At 34.4% G+C, this 22,673-nt stretch carries 22 protein-coding genes; 7 read left to right on the top strand and 15 right to left on the bottom strand.

Features of this window, described 5'->3' with window-relative positions; all coding sequences use genetic code 11:
• Positions 1-47: 47 nt before the first annotated feature.
• A complete protein-coding gene (locus ABD745_RS16360) occupies positions 48-1,238 on the bottom strand; it encodes an endonuclease/exonuclease/phosphatase family protein (protein WP_344832435.1) in 1,191 nt (396 codons plus the stop codon).
• Positions 1,239-1,488: 250 nt separating this feature from the next.
• Between ABD745_RS16360 and ABD745_RS16355 the strand changes: the two genes are divergently transcribed.
• Positions 1,489-4,380: a carboxypeptidase regulatory-like domain-containing protein gene (locus ABD745_RS16355; RefSeq protein WP_344832430.1), complete on the top strand. Its 2,892-nt coding sequence runs from the start codon at positions 1,489-1,491 to the stop codon at positions 4,378-4,380.
• Positions 4,381-4,405: 25 nt separating this feature from the next.
• On the top strand, positions 4,406-5,752 hold the full coding sequence (locus ABD745_RS16350; RefSeq protein WP_344832428.1) for a M949_1556 family lipoprotein: 1,347 nt from the start codon (positions 4,406-4,408) through the stop codon (positions 5,750-5,752).
• A gap of 214 nt (positions 5,753-5,966) precedes the next feature.
• Here the strand turns inward: ABD745_RS16350 and ABD745_RS16345 are convergent, their stop codons facing one another.
• From ABD745_RS16345 to ABD745_RS16325, 5 genes are all read right to left on the bottom strand, one after another.
• Entirely contained in the window at positions 5,967-6,437 is a 471-nt protein-coding gene (locus ABD745_RS16345) for a DUF6702 family protein (RefSeq protein WP_344832425.1), read from the bottom strand.
• 58 nt (positions 6,438-6,495) lie between these two features.
• Positions 6,496-7,248: a TIGR00730 family Rossman fold protein gene (locus ABD745_RS16340; RefSeq protein WP_052185863.1), complete on the bottom strand. Its 753-nt coding sequence runs from the start codon at positions 7,246-7,248 to the stop codon at positions 6,496-6,498.
• Between the two features lie 8 nt (positions 7,249-7,256).
• A complete protein-coding gene (locus ABD745_RS16335; protein WP_344832420.1) occupies positions 7,257-7,970 on the bottom strand; it encodes a nucleotidyltransferase family protein in 714 nt (237 codons plus the stop codon).
• A gap of 91 nt (positions 7,971-8,061) precedes the next feature.
• Positions 8,062-8,469 (bottom strand): RapZ C-terminal domain-containing protein, encoded by a 408-nt coding sequence (locus tag ABD745_RS16330; protein WP_344832417.1) that lies wholly within the window; start codon positions 8,467-8,469, stop codon positions 8,062-8,064.
• Positions 8,470-8,704: 235 nt separating this feature from the next.
• Entirely contained in the window at positions 8,705-9,721 is a 1,017-nt protein-coding gene (locus ABD745_RS16325) for an aminoglycoside phosphotransferase family protein (RefSeq protein WP_344832414.1), read from the bottom strand.
• Between the two features lie 48 nt (positions 9,722-9,769).
• Between ABD745_RS16325 and xrtF the strand changes: the two genes are divergently transcribed.
• From xrtF to ABD745_RS16300, 5 genes are all read left to right on the top strand, one after another.
• Positions 9,770-10,300 carry an exosortase family protein XrtF gene (gene xrtF, locus ABD745_RS16320; protein WP_344832411.1) on the top strand — a complete coding sequence of 177 codons (531 nt, stop codon included), beginning with the start codon at positions 9,770-9,772 and terminating at the stop codon, positions 10,298-10,300.
• The gene (locus tag ABD745_RS16315; RefSeq protein ID WP_344832408.1) at positions 10,287-10,724 is read left to right on the top strand and encodes an exosortase F system-associated membrane protein; all 438 of its coding nucleotides are present in this window, start codon (positions 10,287-10,289) and stop codon (positions 10,722-10,724) included. The genes xrtF and ABD745_RS16315 overlap by 14 nt, the downstream gene beginning before the upstream one ends.
• 486 nt (positions 10,725-11,210) lie before the next feature.
• Complete coding sequence (locus ABD745_RS16310; protein ID WP_425549811.1) at positions 11,211-11,417, top strand: bacteriocin-like protein; 207 nt, start codon at positions 11,211-11,213, stop codon at positions 11,415-11,417.
• 62 nt (positions 11,418-11,479) lie between these two features.
• On the top strand, positions 11,480-12,292 hold the full coding sequence (locus tag ABD745_RS16305; protein ID WP_081986744.1) for a GLPGLI family protein: 813 nt from the start codon (positions 11,480-11,482) through the stop codon (positions 12,290-12,292).
• A gap of 94 nt (positions 12,293-12,386) precedes the next feature.
• Positions 12,387-12,866, top strand: a complete 480-nt coding sequence (locus tag ABD745_RS16300; RefSeq protein ID WP_344832398.1) for a hypothetical protein — start codon at positions 12,387-12,389, stop codon at positions 12,864-12,866.
• 98 nt (positions 12,867-12,964) lie between these two features.
• Here the strand turns inward: ABD745_RS16300 and ABD745_RS16295 are convergent, their stop codons facing one another.
• The 9 genes from ABD745_RS16295 to ABD745_RS16255 form a co-directional block, all read right to left on the bottom strand.
• Positions 12,965-13,321 (bottom strand): helix-turn-helix domain-containing protein, encoded by a 357-nt coding sequence (locus tag ABD745_RS16295; RefSeq protein WP_344832396.1) that lies wholly within the window; start codon positions 13,319-13,321, stop codon positions 12,965-12,967.
• A gap of 33 nt (positions 13,322-13,354) precedes the next feature.
• Complete coding sequence (locus ABD745_RS16290; RefSeq protein ID WP_344832393.1) at positions 13,355-14,353, bottom strand: cation diffusion facilitator family transporter; 999 nt, start codon at positions 14,351-14,353, stop codon at positions 13,355-13,357.
• A gap of 54 nt (positions 14,354-14,407) precedes the next feature.
• The gene (locus ABD745_RS16285) at positions 14,408-15,400 is read right to left on the bottom strand and encodes an aspartate-semialdehyde dehydrogenase (RefSeq protein ID WP_344832391.1); all 993 of its coding nucleotides are present in this window, start codon (positions 15,398-15,400) and stop codon (positions 14,408-14,410) included.
• A 32-nt stretch (positions 15,401-15,432) separates the two neighbouring features.
• On the bottom strand, positions 15,433-15,873 hold the full coding sequence (locus tag ABD745_RS16280; protein WP_344832389.1) for a hypothetical protein: 441 nt from the start codon (positions 15,871-15,873) through the stop codon (positions 15,433-15,435).
• A gap of 96 nt (positions 15,874-15,969) precedes the next feature.
• The gene (locus ABD745_RS16275; protein ID WP_344832386.1) at positions 15,970-18,675 is read right to left on the bottom strand and encodes a TonB-dependent receptor; all 2,706 of its coding nucleotides are present in this window, start codon (positions 18,673-18,675) and stop codon (positions 15,970-15,972) included.
• 209 nt (positions 18,676-18,884) lie between these two features.
• Positions 18,885-19,745 carry a carboxylating nicotinate-nucleotide diphosphorylase gene (gene nadC / locus ABD745_RS16270; RefSeq protein WP_344832383.1) on the bottom strand — a complete coding sequence of 287 codons (861 nt, stop codon included), beginning with the start codon at positions 19,743-19,745 and terminating at the stop codon, positions 18,885-18,887.
• Positions 19,746-19,748: 3 nt separating this feature from the next.
• Positions 19,749-21,320: an L-aspartate oxidase gene (gene nadB / locus ABD745_RS16265; RefSeq protein WP_344832380.1), complete on the bottom strand. Its 1,572-nt coding sequence runs from the start codon at positions 21,318-21,320 to the stop codon at positions 19,749-19,751.
• A 30-nt stretch (positions 21,321-21,350) separates the two neighbouring features.
• Positions 21,351-21,977 (bottom strand): NAD(P)H-dependent oxidoreductase, encoded by a 627-nt coding sequence (locus ABD745_RS16260; protein ID WP_344832377.1) that lies wholly within the window; start codon positions 21,975-21,977, stop codon positions 21,351-21,353.
• A 128-nt stretch (positions 21,978-22,105) separates the two neighbouring features.
• The coding region (locus ABD745_RS16255) for a T9SS type B sorting domain-containing protein (protein WP_344832374.1) at positions 22,106-22,673 on the bottom strand (568 nt) is incomplete at its 5' end.

Raw genomic sequence — 22,673 nt, 5'->3', positions numbered from 1 at the left:
AACAATTGAAAGAAAAAAGACACTCAAATCGAGTGCCTTTAAATTTTTTATGGTTCTTTCTGGAGAACTACAAATGCGGGGAAGTGGTCGCTATAACCACCGGTAAACTGATCTCCGTTCCAGGATCTGAAAGGATAGCCTTTGTAATTACCTTCTTTATTCACTAAATAAGCAGGAGCAAAAATTTCTGCTTTATAAACCGAATAATCTTTTGTTACCTGATCTGTAACTAAGTTTTTAGAAACAATAATCTGATCAAATAAGTTCGGAGCATCCTGATATGCTAAAGATGCCACACCTTTCTTATATAAAGGATACATTAAATTAAGATAAGGATTGGCGTCACTTAAGTCTTTCGGACTTGCCTGAGCTTTCAGATAATTTTTTAAACTTGAGCTTACAGGGTCGTCATTAAAATCACCCATTGCAAAAAGTTTTGTTGATGGATCTGCAGCTCTTACACTGTCCATTTGTTGTTTTAATAAAGCAGCTGCTGCATTTCTTTTTGGTAATGAAATCGCTTCACCTCCTCTTCTTGATGGCCAGTGATTCATAAAGAACGCTACTTTTTCGTTGTCTAAAAAGCCTGTTACCACCAAAATATCTCTTGTATATTCTCTTTTTCCGTCATCACCGAAAACTTTCAATTCTTTTTTTAATGAATTTGTCGGCGTGAATCTTCTTTTCTGATAGATCAAAGCAACATCAATTCCTCTGTAGTCATAAGAATTGTAATGAATAATTCCGTAGTCGTATTTTTTTAATACTGGTTCATTGACAAGATCCTGAATGACCTGTCTGTTTTCAACCTCAATCAGGCCTACAACGGCAGGAGCGGTTTTTGTGTATTGAGCTCCCATTTCAGAAATTACCTTAGCTTCGTTAGCAAGTTTAGCTTTATAAACTTTAGTACCATAGTTTTTTCCGCTTTTTGGTGTGAATTCATCAGATCCGCTTTGGTATCGTACTACTTTTTTACCCATTAAGGCGCCATCACTCCACGTTCCGTCGTACTTTTCAGCTTCTAGAAATTTAATAGAATCCATAGGAATGCTTCTGTGGAAAGCGGGATTCTTTACGTCTTTAGTTCCGTCAATATAATCTGCTGAGCGAATTGTATCCCAAAGGTTTTCTACGTTCAAAAAACCTACTGTTGCTACTTTTCTCAGTTTTCCTTGCTGTTGCGAGAATGCCATGATCGAAAAAATGATGGCAAACAAACTCGAAAATTTCTTCATCTTCTTAGAGTTACTATTAATAATTATTTAATCTGCAAATTTACTTTTTTTTAATTCATTCAATTTTAAATATTTGTAAATTTAAAATGTGGTATTTGAGTTTTTTTATATAATCATTCTTAAAAGTTTGCAATGTTAAGAAAAAATAACGTTAAATGAATTGTAAATTGTAAAATTTGACTAAATTTGCGTCCCCAACTTTTAAAGTGTTGAGAATTAACAAGAAAAGTATTTAAAAATAAATATACTCATGATTAAAAAACTATCATTAGTCTCTTTATTTACTTTGCTTCCGGCTTCATACTATTTTGCGCAGACTACGGTCTCTGCATATCTAAAGGACGCTGATGGAAAGCCTGTTGAAAGGGCAGAAGTAGATATAAAAGGGAAAGACAATGATGTAACGGCTGATAAAATTGGATATTTCCAGTTTGTAGACCTGATGCCGGGACATTATCAAATTGTGATTACCAAACCGAATTACGAAACAAAAGTAATGGAGTTTGATGTGATGGACAATGAGAAGAAAAAGGATTTGGGAATAATCACCCTATATTCTGCACTTACAAACGCGGATCAAGGTTTGGCGATTATTGATAATAGCGGTAGTGATGACGAAGACAGCAGCAGTGGACAGGCTTCTACAGTTGGGTTATTACAATCTTCTCAGGATGTTTTTAACAGAATTGCTAGTTTTGATCTGGGTGCATATTGGTTCCGACCAAGAGGTATTGACGGAAGAACTTCTGAAAATATGATGAATGGTGTTTCCATGGTAAAATCTGATAACGGAAATGTTGATTTTTCTAACTGGGGAGGTCTTAACGAAATTGTACGATATCCGGAAATTTCTTCAAACCATTCACCTTCTGAATATGCTTTTGGTGGAGCTAGCGGTGTTATTTATAAAAATACTAAAGCTAGTGAATACAGAAAAGGATTCCAGGCGACTTATTCCATTACCAACAGGAATTATCGTCAGAGAGTTTCTTTGAGATATACTTCAGGAATGAGCAAAAAAGGATGGGCATTTACTGTGATGGGTGCTAAAAGATGGGCAGAAGAAGGTATACAAGAGGGGACATTTTATGATGCTTATGGTACTTACTTAGGCGTTGAGAAAAAATTTAATGATAATCATTCTATTACTTTCAATGCATTTGCTTCTCCATACAGAAGGTCTACTTCAAGCCCAAGTACGCAGGAAGTTTATGATTATAGAGGAGTACATTACAACTCTTATTGGGGATGGCAAGATGGAGAAAAAAGAAACGAGAGAGTAAGAAAAGGTTTTCAGCCGATATTCCAATTACAGGATTTCTGGAAAATCAACAAAAAATCTAATTTATGGACTACTGCTTCTTACCAATTCGGAAAGGATAAAGGATCTAGATTAGATTGGCAGAATGCACAAAATCCGTCTCCGACTTATTACAAAAAATTACCTAGTTATTATCAGAATAGTATTCTTTACAGTCAGTATCATAATAATACACCTGCTAACGAATATGAAGCTTTATTGCAAGGATATCAAGCCGCAAATGAAAATTGGGTAAATAATAACCAAGAAGTAACTCAGATTAACTGGAATGCATTATATGCTGCAAACCAGGCAAATGACCCGGTTGATCAGGCAGAAATGTCTACAAGATTTGGTCTTACAGGGAAAAGAGCTAAATATTTTCTGGTAAATGATGTAAGTGATGATAAAATCTTTAATGCAGCGACACATTATACCTATAATTTCAACGACAAGACAAGATTTTTATTAAATGTTTCTTATCAAAACTTTAAATCAGAATATTATAGAGAAGTTAACGATTTATTAGGTGCAGATTACGCATTGAATGTTGACCCTTATGCAGATTCTAACAAAGCAGGATCTTCAGGTTTTTATAATATGAATGATCCTGAACTTGCAAAGCATGTAGGAGATAAAATTAATTATGATTACATTCTTAGAAGACAGGAAGTAAAAGTAAACCCGGGTATTAAACTATCAACAGGACAGTTTGATGTTTTTGTAAGTGGTTTATTCGGATATTCTACTTCTAGCAGAGAAGGATTATTTAAAAATTATCTATATCAAAATAATTCTTTTGGAGAAAGTAAAGACTATAATTATTTGAATTATGGCTTAAAAGGACAGATTATTTACAGACTTAACGGTAGAAACTTCTTCGTTTATAACGGAGCATATTTTTCTCAGGCGCCTTTCTTAGAGGATATCTTTATTAATCCAAGAGGAAATAACTATGCAGTTCCAAATATTAAGAATTCTGTTGTAAGTGCAAATGACATCAGTTATGTAATGTCTACGCCTTTCTTAAAATTAAGAGCGACAGCTTACATTGTGAATACACAAAATGATACGAATGTTCAGAGATTCTTTGCAGATGGTTTACAGATCAGCGTTTCGGAAGGAGATACTGGTACTGAAGATAAAACTGCAAGTGCATTTGTTACTCAGACAATGTCGAATGTGAACAAGCGAAACATGGGAGCTGAGCTGGGGGTAGATGTTAAAATCTTACCAACTCTATCTTTACAAGGTGTTGCGAGCTGGGGAGAATATAAATATACAAACAATCCGAATGTATATATTTCTTCAGACGTAATGGCCGCTCCATATGCTAACTTAGGAACAGCATATGTTAAAGATTTCAAAGTTGGAGGTACGGCTCAGAAAGCTTTCTCTGCAGGGTTCAGATACAATTCACCTAAATACTGGTGGTTTGGAGCAAGCTGGAATTATTTGGATGATAATAATCTTGATCCGTCTGCTATACTTAGAACGGATGAGTTTATCCAGAATAATAACAGCAGTACACCATTTGTGAATCTTGATGATCCGAAAATTGCCCATTACATGCAGCAGGTAAAACTTCCTTCATCATTCTTCGTTAATGCTAATGTTGGAAAATCCTGGATTATAGGCAAATATTATGTGTTGATTTCCGGATCAGTAAATAATATACTTGATAACAGAAAATATATTACAGGAGGTTTTGAACAAATCAGAAGCTCAAATGGTAATGTAGATTTTGAGAATGACTACAATAGCGCACGTCCTAATTTTGCTCCAAAATACTGGTACACACAAGGACGTTCTTATTTTGTAAACTTACAAGTTAGATTCTAAAAAATAACCAATAGAAATAAAAAAAATGAATATAAAAAATTTCTTAAAGATTAGTTTAGGTGTTGCCGCTTTAGGAATCACCCAAATGGCGTGTATCAATGATGATAAATGGGATGCACCGGAGATTGTATGTAATAATAAATTTGATGCTCCTACAATGACAATGGCAGAGTTTGTAGCATTATCTCCTGCTACAGGAGTTTATTCAGTACCTGCACAGGATGCAACACACCCTGCTGTTATTTTTGATGGATATGTTGTTTCTTCTGATGCTAATGGAAACTTTTATAAAACAATTGCTTTCCAAGACAAACCAGAAAATCCGACAGTTGGATTGGTTGTTGGTATCAATAAGTCTTTGAATTATGCTGATTTCCCTGTAGGATCTCACATCAGAATAAAAGCAAATGGTATGGTTATCGGTAAATCTGCCGGGGTTATTACATTAGGTGTTACAGACCCGGATTTTGCAATTGGTAGAATTCCGGAATCTATTATCAATAGATATATTGCAGGTGTTTGTAATGGATCAGGTTTGGATATTGTAAATATAGTACCTCAAGAATTAGGTCTTGCTGATATTAAGAATGACAAATATCTTAACACATTGGTTAAAGTAAAAAATGTTCAGTTTGTTGATGCAGAAGTTGGATTAAATCTGATGAATGTAGATGCTTCCGGAACTGCTATTGATACAGACAGACATATTGTAGATGTCTATGGAACACAGGCTACTATTAGAACAGATGGATTCTTTAAACCAACATATGCGATTCCAAATACAAGTGGGGATATTACATTTGTAGCAAGTAAATATAATAGTTCATTCCAAAATGTAATCAGAGGAATCAGTGATATTAATTTTAAAAACCCTAGATTAACTCCAGCTACATTAGTGTTGAATGAGCCGTTTGCTAATTTAACAGCAAATGCGTGGACTGCTTATAGCGTTACAGGAACACAGGTTTGGGGAACTACAAATTTTGGTAATCCAGCTCCTGCTGCATATATGAGTGGATTAGGTGGGGTAAATGAAGACTGGTTGGTGTCGAAATCTATTTCTTTAACAGGTGCTACAGCTGCAAAACTTTATTTTGAAAGTGATGTGAGATTTCCAGGGAATCCATTACAGGTATTAATTACAACAGACACTTATTCTGGTGGAAATCCTAGCACTTTGAACTGGGTACCGTTAAATGCCTATGTAGATACAGATATCGCAACTTTCGGAGGCTTTGTTGGTTCAGGATTAGTAGATCTTACTCCTTATCTTAACCAAAATATAAGAATAGCATTCAAATATACTAACCCGTCTACTACTGTAGCGAGTGCTGTAGAGATTGATAACGTAAAAGTTTTCAAAACTCCGTAATAGTATAAATAATAATAAAAGGCTAAGCCTTATAGCTAAGATCGGAAGATATTCTTCCGATCTTTTTATCTTATTGAAGATAAATGGTAAGGTCTTTATTTAAAAATGTAAAGTTGTCTGACTGACATTGCGATATCACATGTTTTCAGAATAATGATTAGAAACAAAAAAACCACCGCAGATGCGGTGGTTATATAACTAAATAAATTTTCTTTTAAAAAGAAACCTCATTCACTTCTTTTCCTCTTTGGAAGTTCATCACTTTCTGACTTCCTTTATAAGCAACAGTAACGATGTTAATCTGCTTCGGAAAAGCGCTTAAAAGTATCGTATTTTTTATCTTTAAGGTATTGATATCCGAAACGCCTCCGGTCTCAAAATATACCCATACAGTTTCTCCGCTTACCTGACTTCCGGTGAAGGTTATTGTTTTCGGTGATCCGTTGACGTACACATCAAAATTATTATTTACATATTTTTTTACTTCTGCCTCAAATCCTGCTGTGTTAGGATTGATCTTGATAGCATCAGAAATATGGTTCGTATTCATTTTTGTGGTGAACTTCAATGTCTTGCTTCCATCAATATAATCCACTTTTGTCATTGAAGAGAAAAAGTCTACATACGTGAAACTCATTAACACAAAAAATGTTAAAATTCCTGTTATATATAAAAGTTTTTTCATCTTAATTAATAGATTTACAATCATGCTTGTTTATAGTAAGTGACAAATAATATGCCAATTAAAAATTAACGTTTACAGAATACTTATGATAAAATGCTTTAATGTGAGCCACTGCTTCGTCAGCCGTGTCTACCACACGATAAAGATCAAGATCATCCTCATGAATCATTTTTTCTTTAAGCAAAGTATCTTTAAACCAATCCAAAAGTCCGCCCCAAAATTCAGAACCGACCAGAACAATTGGGAACTTTCCTATTTTATTGGTTTGAATTAAAGTCATTGCTTCCGTCAGTTCATCCAAAGTTCCGAAGCCTCCCGGCATAACCACAAAACCCTGAGAATATTTCACAAACATCACTTTTCTTACGAAAAAGTAATCAAAGTTCATGGAATACGATTTGTTGATATAAGGATTAAAATGCTGCTCAAAAGGAAGATCAATATTTAATCCGATGGATTTTCCGTGTGCGTTGAAAGCACCTTTGTTTCCTGCTTCCATGATTCCGGGGCCACCGCCGGTAATGATTCCAAAACCGATAGCTGTGATTTTCTCTGCAATTTCTACTGCCATTTTGTAGTATTTGCTTTGAGGTTTTAATCTTGCAGAACCGAAAATCGAAACACAAGGACCTATTTTGGCTAATTTTTCATAACCGTCCACAAACTCAGCCATTACTTTGAAAACCATCCAACTGTCTTTCATGATGGTTTCGTCCCAGGTTTTTTGTCTGAGGCTGTTTTGTAGTTTTGTTTCGTTACTGTCAAGTTCAGGATTCACCAAACTTTCGTCTCTGCTTCCTTCGATTCCCATTGCAAAAATTATTTAAAATGTTTTTCGGCTTCTATTATAGATTCCGGTCTTCCTACGTCTATAAGAATACTGTCGTGTACAAAACCGTGAATATGTTCGGTCTGCATTAGGTCCAGATATTCTTCCATAACAGAAAATTTGCCCTTTCTTTTTATTTTTTCAAAGATGCTCGGATTGATACAGTGAACACCGCTAAAAGCTAATGCCTTGAATCCTTTGTTGAATTCTGCAAGTCTCTGCTCACCGGTCTGCACATTCAGCCAGCCTCTTAAAACCAAATCATCATTGAAAAGTAGTTTTCTCGAACTTTCTCTGTCCGAAACGGCTAATGTAGCAAAATCTTTTATCTTTTTGTGGTATTCTACAAGATCTGTGATATTTATGTTGGTTAAAATATCAGCATTCATGATTAGAAAATCTTCCCCGTGATCGAGAAATGGTCTGGCAAAAATCAAGCCGCCGCCGGTTTCTAAGAGCTCTTCAGACTCGTCAGAAATCTCAATCTGACATCCGAAATTGTCGTTTTGCTTTAAAAAATCAACAATCTGGTTTCCAAAATGATAAACATTAATGACAAAATCTTTTATTCCAAAACTTTTAAGATAATTAATATTTCTTTCCAAAAGCGGGATGCCATTTACTTTTGCCAATGCTTTCGGATGATAATCTGTGAAAGGTTTCAGTCTTGTTCCTTTTCCTGCTGCGAAAATTAAAGCCTTCATAATATATAATTGATGAGTGAATAACTAAAAATGAAAAATGATTATTCGGAGCTTTTAATCTCGTTTATCATTCTTAATTTTTCATTTTTAGTTATGAATTAAGTTGGTGTTGTTCGTCATGATGAAGGCTGATTTCAACTTTTTCACCATATTTTTCTTCAATAAAATGGGCAATTTTAATGGCGGAATAAACAGACCTGTGCTGTCCTCCCGTACATCCGAAATTAATCTGCAGATTTTCAAACCCTCTTTCCAGATAATTGTCGATATTGATTGATACAAGGCTTTTAATTAATTCTAAAAACTTTGGCATATCAGTTTTTGTTTCCAGATATTCCTGAACGCCGATATCGTTTCCGGTCTGGATTTTATATTTTTCCACTCTTCCGGGATTCAGAATTCCGCGGCAGTCGAATGTAAAACCACCTCCGTTTCCTGTATTATCTTTGGGAATTCCTCCTTTTTTGTACGAAAAACTGTGTATGTCGATGTGTAGCATTCTCTATTTTTTTTAATTTTTTATTTGAACCATTAAGTCCATATAGTTTATTATTAATTTTCCCAGTCGCTTTTTTAACCACTTTTGTCATTCCGTAGTAATCTAAGCAGAATTTACTTTTTATAAAATCCTTCGAGAGCCTCAGGATGACATCGCTAATACTAACTCTTTTCTTGGCTAAATTAAATAAAGCGCAATTCAATCAATGTCAGTCTGAGCCTGTCGAAGACTTTAATTATTTTAAAATCTCTTCAATTTTCAATTTGGTTTTCTCCAGATTCAATTGTTGAATCACTTTTTCAAGCTCGGGATAATCCTTCATATTTTCCCAGGTTTGTGCAAATTCGGTAATATTTTTAATTCCTCTTTCTATGCTTGAAATGAAATGTTGTTTCCTCTGTATCAATCCTCTGAAGCCATAAGCTCCCAAAACCTGTAAGAATCTCATGAGTTGAATTGGCTTCACCGATTTTTTTAGTTGAAGTTGAATCTCTTCATTTTCAAATTGTTTGATGTAAAAGTCGAGCATTTCATTTTTAAGATTTTCAGGAAAATTTGCCTTAGCCTGAAACAGAAATGAAATTACATCATACATTAACGGCCCTTTCATTGCCGATTGATAATCGATAAACGAAACTTCATTTTTTTCATTCACCATGATATTTCTTGCCTGGAAATCTCGGATCATTAGACCTTTCGGTTCAAGATTTTCGATGAGGTTGACGATTTGTTTAAACTCTTTCAGAAGAGTCGACTTATGATACTCCAGTTCCAGAACATCGGCCACGAAATTTTTAAAATAATATAAATCGTGTGTTACAGGAAGTTCATCATAACTTTCATATTCGAAAGTCCTGGAGAAATCTATTTTATCTTGTGTTGAAATTTGTAACTGATACAATTTCTCCAAAGTTTGTTTTACCAAAGATTTTACATTCTCCGATAAGCCTTCTTTTGAAATGACTTCGGAAAGTGTGTTTTCTCCTAAAAATTCCTGAATGTACATTTTCCTGTCATCGGAAATTGTGAAGATTGTAGGAGTATTGAGGTTTAAATCTGAGAAAATATCAGAGTAATATAAAAAACTTTCGTTCTCCTGAATATTTTCATTGTAAGTAATAATATACTTCGTATTTGCGGTTTTAGCCAAAAAATTTACTCTCGCGGAACCGCTTTGAGCTAAAATTATAAACTCAGAAGGCTTTTTACCTGTATAATTTTCAAAAAATCGCTGGACGTTTTCAGAATTCATAGATGAAACAAATATAGTAATTTACAACCGAATTTCTATATTTGCAATATGCTAAAGGATTTCAAACCGGTTTTAGGCATTTTGCTGCGCTTCATCATCATTTATCTGGTGTTGCTTTTTGCGTATCAGTTTTATCTGAACAGTTTTCAGAATGAGGGCTTAGATCCTTTTTCAAGAATGATTGCGGAGCAGGTTCGGTATATCCAGAATTTATTTGGTTTCCAGACTCAGCTTTATGATGATGTGAAGGGAGAGCAGGTTTATTTTTATGTGAAAAATGAGTATCCCACGAGAATGGTGGAAGGCTGTAATGCAATTTCGGTGATGATTCTCTTTGTAGCTTTTGTTTTTGCTTTTTATAAAGGTAAAAAAACATTTGTTTTTGTATTGATTGGTCTTGTTTTGCTTTACATTATGAATGTATTGAGAATTATTGGGTTAAATGTGGTGGCGACGGATTACAAACAGTACGCAAAAATTTCGCATGATTATGTTTTTCCGGCTGTTATTTATGGGACGGTTGTTGTTCTTTGGCTGGTTTGGATTAAATTTTTTGCTTTAAAACATGAAAATTCTTAGTTGGTTTCTAGTCATGATGGGAGTTTTTGGGCTTGTAAGTGTGAGAGCGCTTGAAGACAAAATCTTTTATGATCCTTTTCTGAATTATTTTCATGAAGCGAATAAAAACATACCGTTTCCGCCTTTTGAATGGGGGAAATTAATCATTGGGTATCTTTTCAGATTTGTTTTAAACTTATTTTTTTCCTGTTTAATTATCCATTTTTGGTTTAAAAATAAAGAATGGACAATTCAGGGAGCGATTTTAATTACTATAATTTTCTTTATTACTTTCCCGATCTACCTGTATTGTATTTATGACAGATTCGAAATCGGTTATCTTTTTTCTTTCTATATGCGAAGGTTTGTGATCCAGCCTTTGATTTTACTGCTGATTATTCCAATGTTTTATTATAGAAAACAGGTGCTGGAAAAGGGCAGATAAGTTGAAAAAGCAAAGGTTTTTGCGAACTATATAGTCTTCGACAGGCTCGGACTGACATTGATTGAATTGCGCTTTATTTAATTTTATTTAGCAAGGAAAAGAGTTAGTATTAGCGATGTCATCCTGAGCGCGAAGCAGTCGAAGGATCTATTTGAAAACAAATCTCCACGAATATTTCACGAATAACACGAATGTTTTTCATCAATAGGAACATACTTCTACCTGATTTACCTCAATCAATTTGCTTTAACCAAAACTTTTAAAATGTTTCACGGAAAAAAAAGTAAAGTTTTTTTTTCATGAAAATTTGATTTAGATTGTAAAAATTTCATAGAAAAGGAAAATACGCGTAATGTTTTGAATGTTAATTGGTTGTTTTGATTAAATGTTGGGAAAGTGCAACAAAATTTGTTGTGTTTCCATTACAAATTATTTCGTTTTGAATTCTTAGGTTTGTAATGTTAAATAACTAAAAAAATACTTTTTATGAAAAATTTGAAAAAACTTTCTAGACAAAGTTTGAAGACCATTAATGGAAGTAAACTTGCTCCAAGTTATGGCGGAGGATTTGGGTGTTCAGATGCTTGTACGCCATCAAATGGTTTTTGCGAACAGTTTGGACTTACTTGTGGAGTGTGGAGTACAACAGGACCAGATGGGTCAGTTACTTCTGCTTGTTTTAAATGTTTGTAATAAAATATAACTGATGTATAGCATCAGTTATATTGCTATAAGAATATCTATTAAAAGTCGATATGAAAAAATATATTATCAGCTTATTTGTATTTATAATGAATGTGCTACATTGTCAGAATGTAACTTGTATATATGAATTAAAATTTAGACCAAATCAAAATAAAGATAGTTTGGTAACTAACCAATTTTATTTGGATATCGATGGGAAGAAATCTATTTTTAGATCAGAATTAGAAAGGAGATCAGATTCATTAATAGCAAGATCAAACTTAGGATTAGGCAGAGGGATGCTTTTCGTTACAGATTTATTTGCAAAAAAAGATCTGGAAACAAAAGAAATACAGAAAGTAATCATTACTCCGACAATGAGAACTAGATTTTTTATATCCATAGATAATAGACTAGACTGGAAAATTGTAAATGAAAAACAAAAAATTGGTGATTTGTACTGTCAAAAAGCAGAATTAGATTATGGAGGCAGACATTGGACTGCTTGGTTTACAGATTCTATAAATCTTCAGGAAGGGCCTTATATTTTTAATGGGCTACCCGGATTGATTGTCAAAATATCAGATTCTCGTTTGGATTATGATTTCAGTTTAGTGCAGTTAAAGAATGTAAAGGACAATGATTTTTTTATTTCTTCATCCGGAAAAAAAATAAGTTGGGTGGATTTTCAAAAAATAATGCAAAGCTATTATAATGACCCCTTTTATGAAGTAAAGAGTAGCGGAATGAAATATGTAGTGGGGGATGATAAAGGAAATGTTTCTACTTTAAGTCCTAAAACAATATTGAATAAATTTCAAATTGACATGAAAAATAAGGGAAATAATCTTATAGAATCTGATAAAGCATTAATTTTTAAATAAAATAAAGTGTAATAAAAAGCCTTGCAAATTTGAGGACTCAATTTTTTAGCGATTTTTCTATCAGAAAGATTAAAGACAATTACCCATCAGAATCATGAAAAAAACTATTCTTCTTTTATTAGGCTTATTTATGTTTTTATGCTTGTTATTTATTTTATTTTTTGGAAGTGTTAAACTGACAAATAATGTATCGCTAAAAAATTACAAATATGAAAACTCTCCATTTTATAATGATATACTTAGAAAAAATGATTCAGTTATTTATCTGAATGTTTGGGGATCATATAATATAGATTCTTTTGAAAGATATCAGGAATTAATAAAAGATAAAAACAAGGTAGTTTATAATATTTCGCTTGACAAAGATTCTAATGTAATAAAAAAAGAGATTGAAAAGTTTCGGATAAAAAATGATATTTCATTGAAAAATTACTTTTATAAAGAAGAAATCTTAAAAAATATATATAATTCTAACTTTACAGCAGGAACAGACTTTATATACATCAAGTTTTCACAATATGAAATTCCGAAAACTTTTGTTTTTGATAAACAAGTTCTGAAGAAAAAGTTTTAATAAATACAACTGAATTTATCAGTAAAGAAAACTTAAAAGCCTTGCAAATTTTGCAAGGCTTCAATTTGAATTCTAGAAATTCAAATTATGAAAAAGAATTATTTTTGATTAAGAATTTTTTCCAATTGTTCACCGAGCTTTACTGCGGAAGCTTCATCTGTAATTATCATATTAATAATAATTTTTCCCTTTTGAACTCCAACACCTCCAGTTCCGGTTTTATCATTATTCTCAATATTATTAGTAACCTGGATCTTTTGATCATCTTTAAAAAGCTCATAAAGTTCCACATCAAAAATTTCAGCTAATTGTGGGATGTATTGAGACTTTACATCAAACGTTTCGTTTTCCCAGTTTGAATAGGTAACCCTGTCGATATTTAATTTATCTGCAATATCCTGCTGAGAAAATTTTGTTTTAGTTCTTAGTCTTTTAAGATTTGTTCCAACTCCCATATTTATATTTTTAACAAATGTAATATTTTTTTGTTATTCTGCTGTATGCTTATCCACGCAAGTCACATTTTCCGGAGTCCATGTTACTCTTTTTACAAAATCTTTTTCACGGACAGGGCAGTTTGTAATCTGACAGACAGGGCATGAAATCGGTTTACAATCATCCATATGAAAATTAAACTCAATGCTTCTGTGTATGTTTTCGGCTAAAAGAATGATCATCTTTTCCATTTCGTTGTGGGCATCACGAAGGCTGTAATACCAAGGAAGTGTAATGTGTGCATCGATATGAAGATGAGCTCCGAACTGCTGGATTTTCATATTGTGTACGTCGATCCATTCTGTACGTCTGTTGTCTTCAAGAACTTTAATGATTTGATTTAATAATTCAGGATTCTGTTCATCCATAATTCCGCTTAAAGATTTACGAACGATCTTGTATCCTACAACAATAATGTAACCACCAAAAATTAAGGCTACAACAGAATCAATCCAATAAATTTTAGTAAAATAAACAACAACTAAACTTATTACAACCCCAAGTGTCGTGATGGTATCCGATTGAAGATGTTTTCCGGATGAAATTAAAACCAAAGAATTTTCCTGTTCTCCTTTTTTAATGGAAATATATCCCAAAAAGTAATTGATAATTGCGGTAGCTGCAATGATCCAGATTCCCCAATCAAGCTTATTTAAAACTTTTCCGACAACTAAACTGTTTACACCTTCATAAATGATCATGATTCCTGCAATGGCAATCAAAGCACCTTCTATTCCGGAAGTAACGAATTCTACTTTTCCGTGACCGTAAGGATGATCTTCGTCTCTGGGCTTTGCGGCAAGATGCAGTGAATAAAGTCCCATAAATGCGCTAATAACATTTACAATACTTTCCATGGCATCAGAAAATACAGCATCGGAATTAGTAAGTTTCCATGCAACGATTTTTCCAATGAAGAGAATCACCCCAAAAGCTGCAATCCACTTTTGAAAGGCTAATTTATCTTTATTATTAATCTTTTGAACGTTCATAGGTTTGATAAAAAAAAGAATCTCAATTTTGAGACTCTTTTTATTTTTGTTAGTTTACACTAAGTTATTTGCTACAAGGTATTCTGCGATCTGTACTGCGTTCGTTGCAGCTCCTTTTCGTAGATTGTCTGCCACAATCCAGAGATTCAGGGTCTTTGGCTGCGAAAGGTCTCGTCTTATCCTTCCGACGAAAACTTCGTCTTTTCCTTCGGAATAAAGCGGCATCGGATATTCATTGTTTTTCACGTTATCCATTACCACAACTCCCGGAGTTTCAGATAAGATTTTTCTTACTTCATCAAGCTCGAATTCGTTTTCAAACTCAATGTTTACACTTTCCGAGTGACCTCCCTGAACCGGAACTCTTACGGCTGTTGCAGTTAAATTAAATGTGTCGTCACCTAAAATTTTCTTAGGTTCTTTCATTAATTTAATCTCTTCTTTCGTATAATCATCATCCGCAAAAACATCACAGTGTGGCAATGCATTTTTGAAGATCTGATAAGGATAAACTTTTGCAATAGAATCGTCTCCGTTGATTTCTCCGTTTAATTGGTCAACGGCAGCTTTACCCGTTCCTGTTACAGATTGGTAAGTCGAAACGATTACTCTTTTTAAATCATATTTTTTGTTCAAAGGTCCTAAAACCATTACCAATTGAATAGTAGAACAGTTCGGATTTGCAATGATCTTGTCTTCTTTTGTCAACACATCAGCATTGATCTCAGGAACTACCAATTTCTTGTCAGGATCCATTCTCCAAGCTGAAGAATTATCGATCACTGTTGTTCCGGCTTCTGCAAATAAAGGAGCAAATTCAAGAGAAGTTGAACCACCCGCAGAGAAGATTGCAATATCCGGTTTGGCAGCTATAGCGTCCTTTATGCTTACAATTGTAAATTCTTCCTGTTTATACTTCACCTTTTTACCAATAGATCTTTCCGATGCAACCGGAATTAATTCTGTGATAGGGAAGTTTCTCTCCTCGAGAACTTTAAGCATAACTTGTCCAACCATTCCTGTTGAACCGACTACAGCTACTTTCATTGATTTAATTAAAAATTATTAAGTTAATATATTTATGCCCCGAAGACTCTTGCCCAAGGGAACGCGAATGCAAATAAACCTGCTGCAATTAATCCCATAATGACAACTCCTAAAGAGATTGTAGGATTAACTTTTACTTTTTTGTTAACGATTGTCATCAAAACTGCAGCAACCAACATCGAAAACGGATGTTCTACAAACTGAAATCTTGAATAGGGATCTTTCATTAATGTTCCCGCGTCCAAAGCAGCTTTGAAACCTGGAGAAAATATGAATAATAAACATATTCCCACCAAAAACTGAACATGGAAGAAGATCATCGTGAAAAGTGTAGTTTTCTTTAAAAACTTGTTCACTTTTCCGCTGTACCCAAACATGGTAGTTAATAATGCAATAATAAATAATGCTACTAAAACCAATTCCAAATACCCGAAACCTTTATGGGCACTGAGAAATACTTTGTAAAAATCCATAATCCTATTTTTTCTTTTTTCTGAGAGCAAATATAGCAAAAATCCCGGCGAAAAGCCGGGATTGGTATTTATAAAATCTAATGTTTTTTTAGATTATTAGAAGTTAAATGATAATGTTCCAGACCATGTTCTTCCGAATCCGAAGTAAACCTGGTTTTGCTGGCTTACACCATTCCAGTTTCCTGCAGCTTGATAAAGTGCATAGTTTGCCGCTGTTCCAGACGCTCCGTTGATATCAGCATATTGTTGAGCAGAAAGATTAGCAAGTGTATTGGTATTGGATTCAGCAATATAAACTTTATTAAGCACGTTATATACGTTACCTCTTACTGTAAAGTATTGTTTAGGATTTCTAAGTTTAACTTTGAAAGTGATTCCTAAATCTACTAAACCAAAGCTAGGTAATTCCAATGCTCCCATCTGTCCTGCAGCTTCCGTTGCGAAGTTAAGCGGATTTACGTTAGCATATAAATGTTTAACACCTCTGTACATACCATCTAGGCTTAACCAGTCTGTTGGTTTGAATGTAAATCCTGCACCTGCTGTAAACTGTGCTGCATTTCCTACCTTTACTTTGTCTAGATAAACTGTACTATGTGATGCACTACCATTTGTGAAGCTAATAGGATCGTTCGTTTCCGAGAATAGATCACTATCTGCATTTCCTTTGTAATAGTAATCACCCATTGATAACATTCCGTTGAAAGATAACATCTTGTGAACATTTGCAGTCACATCAACTTCAACTCCCTGGTGTACTTCAGAAATACCTGAAATGTTAGCGTATGCAGTTGTTGTAGCAACAGGAAGCCCTGTTGAAGGATCTATGTATGTCCCGGCAAGGTTGGTTCTTCTAAGGAATCTGTCATTCCATGAAGTTCTGTATAGATTCACATTTGCATTGAAGATCCCTGAACGGAAACCATATCCTAATTCAATTCCGAAGATTTTCTCGTTTGTTAAATTCGGGTTAAGGAAGTTTTTATTGTTAGGATAAACAGAATTTAAGAAAGGTTGTTTCTCGTAGTATCCGATATTAGCAAAAACATTATGGTTTTCATTAATATTATAGTTAGCACCTCCTTTTACGTTAAATCCAATAAGATTTTTAAATCCGGTCTTTGTATTAAGAGCAGGGTTAAGGGCTGTCGGTTGGTTAACTGGTGAAGTTGGTGAGTTTGTAGTAGCATATCCAGCTACATTTCCGTTAAGAAGAGATTTTCCATCAATAATGAAATTGTCAATTCTTTGGAAAGCCTGATTAGAAATTGCTCCTGAAACGAAAGCTGATAATTTATCGTTTGAGTATTCTAACTGTCCAAATCCGCCGTACCAAAGTACTTCTCCATCATTATTATAACCAATTCTATTTTCAATCGGATCAATCTTTCCTCCGAATGGATTCCAGTTTGCTTCTGCTTTTGATGAGTTAGATACGTAGTTGTAACCGGCCTGTAAGAAGTTGTTATTATTTGGAACCCAAAGGTTTTTATTAGCATTATCTCTGTAAGCTGTACCTCCTAAAAGATCACTTACAACCTGGTAGTGGTAACCATAGTAATATCTGGTATCAATACCAACAGAGAAATTTAAGTGATCAGTAACTTTATGGTTGAAACTTGAGATAACTCCGAACCAGTTATGTGAGTTGATCGATGCATTTCTGATAAGGATACCTCTGTCTGCATTTGAAGCTGCATTAGCTGCAGAAAGAGCATCAAAATCAAGAATTCCTTCCGCTGTTCTGAAATTTTCTAAATTTTTTGTAGTAGTATTTGATAAATTTCCTACACTTCCTACATTTCCTGTTCCTGCACCTCTACCAAATGAAGCATAAGCAACAGTATTTAGTTTAGATTTGCTTGAAATATTCCAATCCCAGTTAAGTGACATTACCGGTTTGTGGTAATAATTTCTTCTTACACTATATTCTTCTCCATTTAAATAACCATAATCTGCATTGTATCTTGTATCAGGAGTGCCATCTTTGTCAGAATTATATTTGATATAATTTGAGATAGATGAATAAGTACTTCTTTGGTTGTGAGCTTGTGGAGCACCGGTAATTGTGAATTGGAAATCATGCTTGCTGCCAGGTTTATTATATCCTAAAGCAAAATAATAGTTATATCCTTCAAATTCAGTTCCTCTTGCAAAAGTAGAACCTGCTGTTCTGCTCATTAAAAATGAAGAAGACCAGCCTTTTGCAGACTTTCCTGTATTGTATGCGAATAAAGTTTTAACATAATCGTCGTTACCAACAGTTAAAGAAACGATACCTCCCTGTTTTTTGTCAGCAGCTCTTGTTAAGATGTTGATAGTTCCCCCAACAGAAGCAATTGCTAATTTTGAAGAACCTAAACCTCTTTGTACCTGCATTGAAGATGTAACATCAGAAAGTCCTGCCCAGTTTGACCAGAAAACACGTCCGTTTTCCATGTCGTTTACTGGCATACCATTTACCATTACGGCAATGTTTTCTTGTCCGAATCCTCTGATAATTACTTTAGAGTCTCCGAAACCACCACCACCTTTTGTAGCGTACACTGATGGAGTTGAGTTTAAGATCTCAGGAAATTCCTGATTTCCTAATTTTTCAACGATCTGAGCTTCTTTGATTGTTGAAACTGCAACCGGAGTCTTTCTGTCTTTCGCGATATCGGCAACACCAATTAATACTACCTCGTCAATGTCTTTAGACCTAGTGGTTTTAACAGTGTCCTGAACTTGTTGAGCGTAATAAACGCTAGCTGTAGATAATGTTATTATCGCAGTTAGCATTGATTTGTTGATTAATTTCATAATCGTTAGTAATAGTTAGATTTAAATTTTCTGCAAAATTCGGTAAATAAAATTTAACCAATATTAACTGTATGTTAATTTTTAACAAGTGTTAACAAATCTTAATCAACTGATATTCAGTGGTATAAATAAAAAGCAGTTTTTTGTCTTAAAAAATCATATTATTGAATTTTTAATAAATAGACTTCATTTTTGTTAAAAATTCAACGCTATTTCACGGCTTTGAGACTCAGATCCATATTGTCTGCAGAGTGTGTTAATGCACCTGCAGAGATATAAGTTACCCCCGTCGAAGCGATTTCTTTTAACTGTTCGCGAGTGATTCCTCCGGATGCTTCGGTTTCGCAAGAGCCATTAATTAGTTTAACTGCTTGCTTCATCGTTTTTACATCCATATTATCAAGCATAATTCTGTCAACTTTTGCATTGATGGCTTCCTGAACTTCTTCCAGATTTCTTGTTTCAACCTCGATTTTCAACTTCTTTTTATTTTTTTTAACGTAATCTTTAGCCATTTTTACAGCATTCGTAATGCTGCCGTTGTAATCAATATGATTATCTTTCAGCATGATCATGTCGTAAAGTCCGTATCTGTGATTCGTTCCACCGCCGATTGCTACTGCCCATTTTTCACAAACCCTGAAATTAGGCGTAGTTTTTCTTGTATCTAAAAGTTTAGTTTTGGTTCCTACTAATCTTGAATCCCAGTCGTGAGTAAGAGTCGCAATTCCGCTCATTCTCTGCATGCAATTCAATACGAGTCTTTCTGTGGAAAGGATCGATCTTGCACTTCCTGTTACAATAAAGGCTATATCACCAACTTTTACAGCTTCACCATCTTTTACAAAAGTTTCAACCTTTAAGTTTTTATCAAAAGTTTTAAAAATAGTTTCAGCCAGTTCCACACCGGCTAAAATACAGTCTTGCTTAACCAAAAGTTTTGCACTTTGCTCCAATTCTTTCGGAATTGTTGAAAGAGTAGAATGATCGCCATCCTGAATATCTTCCTCTAAAGCATTTTTGATGAATTGTTTTAAAACTTTATCTGTAACGTATGCTGGTCTTTTCATATTTTATGCTAAATCTTTATTATAAAAGGCTCCTTTATTCTCCGTCATTTCCATCGATTGGGTAATGATGAGATGGGCAACGGTTGTTAAATTTCTCAATTCCGATAATTGTGGTGAAAGAATAGAGTAGTGGTAGATTTCATTTACGGCAGCTGCGATTTCCTGATGTTTTTGTAAAGCCATGTTTAGACGGCGGTTGCTTCTTACGATTCCTACAAGATCACTCATCATTTCCTGAAGCTGTTTTCTTAAATAAGAAATAATGACCATTTCTTCCATGATTTTCATTCCTTCCTCATTCCATTCCGGAACGGCTTTTAAATCATCGAAATTGAAATTATTTTCATTTAATAGATCAACCGTTTTCATGGCAGCATTATGTCCGAAAACCAAACCTTCCAACAAAGAGTTTGAAGCCAGTCTGTTCGCTCCGTGAAGTCCGGAATTGGTACATTCTCCCACTGCGAAAAGATTTCTGATAGAAGATTGCCCGTCTCTGTCGACCTCAATTCCTCCCATTAAATAATGACATGCAGGAACTACGGGAATTAATTGTGTGAAAGGATCAATTCCTTCGTCTTTGCATTTTTTGTAAATATTCGGGAAATGTTCCAGGAATTTTTCATGATTCATTTCCTTGCAATCCAAACCGACATATTCGTCTCCGGTGATTTTCATTTCGGCGTCAATTGCTCTTGCAACGATATCTCTTGAGGCTAATTCTTCACGTTCATCGTATTTCTGCATGAACTTTTCACCTCTTTTTGTTCTTAATTTTGCACCATCACCTCGAACGGCTTCGGAAATTAAAAACAACATTCCGTCCATTTTACTGTATAAAGCAGTTGGATGAAATTGGTAGTACTGCATATTGGAAACATTTCCTTTTGCTCTTGCTACAAAAGCGATTCCGTCTCCTGTTGCGATCGTAGGATTGGTTGTGTTTTTATAAACATGACCTGCTCCTCCTGTGGCAACTAATGTTATTTTTGAAGTAATTTTTTTTATAATTTTAGACTTTTCATCTAAAATATAGGCTCCGTAGCAATGAATATCGCCTTCATTCAGTTCTTTTCCCGGAACATGGTGTTGAGTGATAATATCAATGACGTAATGATGGTCAAGAATCTCAATATTCGGGCTGCTTTTCGCTGTTTGTAATAAAGCTCTTTCGATCTCAAAACCTGTAATGTCTTTATGATGGACGATTCTGTTTTCGGTATGACCGCCTTCTCTGCCTAAAGCAAATTCGCCGTTTTTCATGTCGAAATTCGCTCCCCATTCTACAATTTCTTTGAATCTTTTGGGGGCTTCCGTTACCACCATTTCTACAACGTCGCGTTTGTTTTCTCCGTCTCCGGCACGCATCGTGTCTTCAATATGTTTATTGAAATTATCGTTTTTAGAATCTGTAACCACTGCAAGACCGCCTTGTGCATATTTGGTATTGCTTTCGTCTTCGTCAGATTTTGTTACGATGATTATTTTGGCATCAGGAAGTTGCTCAGAAATTTTAATGGCATAGGAAAGTCCCGAAATACCGGAACCGATTACTAATACATCCGCTTTTATCATATCCTTAGTTTAAGACAATCGTCTAAATAATTAAATAAATTTAAACAATTTTTCGTTTGGTTTTCTTACTTTTTTCATGTGTTGGAAATGATCTTCCTCCGAACGGTAGCCTAAAGCAAGACTTACGGTTACTTTTTCGGTGTCAGGATTTATATCTAAAATTTGTTCGATAATATCCTGACGGAAGCCTTCCATAGGGCAAGTGTCTACATTTTCCAGAGCGGCGGCGTACATGAGGTTCGCCAAAACTATATAGGACTGCTTTTCTGCCCAATTGAAAATTTCATCTTGAGTTTTTTGATTAATATGTTGATTGATGCTGTTTTTAAAAAGGTCGAGTTTTTCCATTGGAGTTTCCCGAACGTCTGAAATGTGTCTGAAATATCCGTTGATATAGCTTTCATCAACTGTTTTTTTAGAAATAATAACAACTAAATGAGAGCATGTGGAAATCTGTGAAGGATTATAAAAGGCAGGAATTAATTTTTGCTTCATTTCCTCACTTTCCACCACAATAATTTTGTAAGGTTGGAGACCAAGAGAGCTTGCCGATAATTTTCCCGATTCAAGAATATTATGTAATGTTTCCTGAGGAATAATTTCGTGATTAAATTTTTTTACAGAATATCGTCTGCTCAAAGCTTCTAAATAATTCATATGACAAATTTAAGAATTGAATATGAATTAAATAAGTTTAAGACAAAATATCTCGTTCTAAATTAGGGTTAAAAAAAGATCACTCCAGGTTTTGAGGTGATCTGTTATTTGTTAAATGTAAATTTTTATTACTCTCTATTTTTGACAAGAATCCATCCTGCGTATTTTACGGGAGTATTTTTTTTATCATTTTCGTTCCATGAAACTGAGAACCAGTAGCTTCCTGTAGGGATTTTTCTTCCGGCTATGGTTCCGTCCCATTTGTATTTGTTGGATTGGTCAGCCTGATGAATTTTTGCTCCGTATCTGTCGAATATATTGAATACAAGGTTCTGTTTTCCTGCCAAAGCCGAATAATCGATCACATCGTTGACTCCGTCTCCGTTTGGAGTAATTACATTGATAAGATTCGGAACGACGATGGTAACAACGATGGGCTCACAGTCGTAAGCGTCTTTTACATAGATTTTTGAATCACCTCTCGGTACGTCTTTGAATTCATTGGAATCCTGCCATTGAACCCCGTCCATCGAATACTGGTAAGAAGGAGTTCCTCCCACAACATGCACAGTGATCGTATTGCTTGAAATATCAATACTTGAAATCACGGGTTGTTCCGAAGCGAACACTTTTACATTTTGGGTAACAACACATTCTCCTGTTTTAAGCTTAACCCAGTAGGTTCCTACTCCTACA

It is taken from the genome of Chryseobacterium ginsenosidimutans (assembly GCF_039536845.1).
GTDB lineage: Bacteria > Bacteroidota > Bacteroidia > Flavobacteriales > Weeksellaceae > Chryseobacterium > Chryseobacterium ginsenosidimutans_B.
Note: the sequence above shows the minus strand (reverse complement) of the source record. Positions and strands in the feature narration are given on the sequence as shown.

Coding starts and splice junctions, on each gene's coding strand:
- ABD745_RS16360 (WP_344832435.1), bottom strand. CDS start 1,238: ATGAAGAAATTTTCGAGTTTGTTTGCCATCATTTTTTCGATCATGGCA.
- ABD745_RS16355 (WP_344832430.1), top strand. CDS start 1,489: ATGATTAAAAAACTATCATTAGTCTCTTTATTTACTTTGCTTCCGGCT.
- ABD745_RS16350 (WP_344832428.1), top strand. CDS start 4,406: ATGAATATAAAAAATTTCTTAAAGATTAGTTTAGGTGTTGCCGCTTTA.
- ABD745_RS16345 (WP_344832425.1), bottom strand. CDS start 6,437: ATGAAAAAACTTTTATATATAACAGGAATTTTAACATTTTTTGTGTTA.
- ABD745_RS16340 (WP_052185863.1), bottom strand. CDS start 7,248: ATGGGAATCGAAGGAAGCAGAGACGAAAGTTTGGTGAATCCTGAACTT.
- ABD745_RS16335 (WP_344832420.1), bottom strand. CDS start 7,970: ATGAAGGCTTTAATTTTCGCAGCAGGAAAAGGAACAAGACTGAAACCT.
- ABD745_RS16330 (WP_344832417.1), bottom strand. CDS start 8,469: ATGCTACACATCGACATACACAGTTTTTCGTACAAAAAAGGAGGAATT.
- ABD745_RS16325 (WP_344832414.1), bottom strand. CDS start 9,721: ATGAATTCTGAAAACGTCCAGCGATTTTTTGAAAATTATACAGGTAAA.
- xrtF (WP_344832411.1), top strand. CDS start 9,770: ATGCTAAAGGATTTCAAACCGGTTTTAGGCATTTTGCTGCGCTTCATC.
- ABD745_RS16315 (WP_344832408.1), top strand. CDS start 10,287: ATGAAAATTCTTAGTTGGTTTCTAGTCATGATGGGAGTTTTTGGGCTT.
- ABD745_RS16310 (WP_425549811.1), top strand. CDS start 11,211: ATGAAAAATTTGAAAAAACTTTCTAGACAAAGTTTGAAGACCATTAAT.
- ABD745_RS16305 (WP_081986744.1), top strand. CDS start 11,480: ATGAAAAAATATATTATCAGCTTATTTGTATTTATAATGAATGTGCTA.
- ABD745_RS16300 (WP_344832398.1), top strand. CDS start 12,387: ATGAAAAAAACTATTCTTCTTTTATTAGGCTTATTTATGTTTTTATGC.
- ABD745_RS16295 (WP_344832396.1), bottom strand. CDS start 13,321: ATGGGAGTTGGAACAAATCTTAAAAGACTAAGAACTAAAACAAAATTT.
- ABD745_RS16290 (WP_344832393.1), bottom strand. CDS start 14,353: ATGAACGTTCAAAAGATTAATAATAAAGATAAATTAGCCTTTCAAAAG.
- ABD745_RS16285 (WP_344832391.1), bottom strand. CDS start 15,400: ATGAAAGTAGCTGTAGTCGGTTCAACAGGAATGGTTGGACAAGTTATG.
- ABD745_RS16280 (WP_344832389.1), bottom strand. CDS start 15,873: ATGGATTTTTACAAAGTATTTCTCAGTGCCCATAAAGGTTTCGGGTAT.
- ABD745_RS16275 (WP_344832386.1), bottom strand. CDS start 18,675: ATGAAATTAATCAACAAATCAATGCTAACTGCGATAATAACATTATCT.
- nadC (WP_344832383.1), bottom strand. CDS start 19,745: ATGAAAAGACCAGCATACGTTACAGATAAAGTTTTAAAACAATTCATC.
- nadB (WP_344832380.1), bottom strand. CDS start 21,320: ATGATAAAAGCGGATGTATTAGTAATCGGTTCCGGTATTTCGGGACTT.
- ABD745_RS16260 (WP_344832377.1), bottom strand. CDS start 21,977: ATGAATTATTTAGAAGCTTTGAGCAGACGATATTCTGTAAAAAAATTT.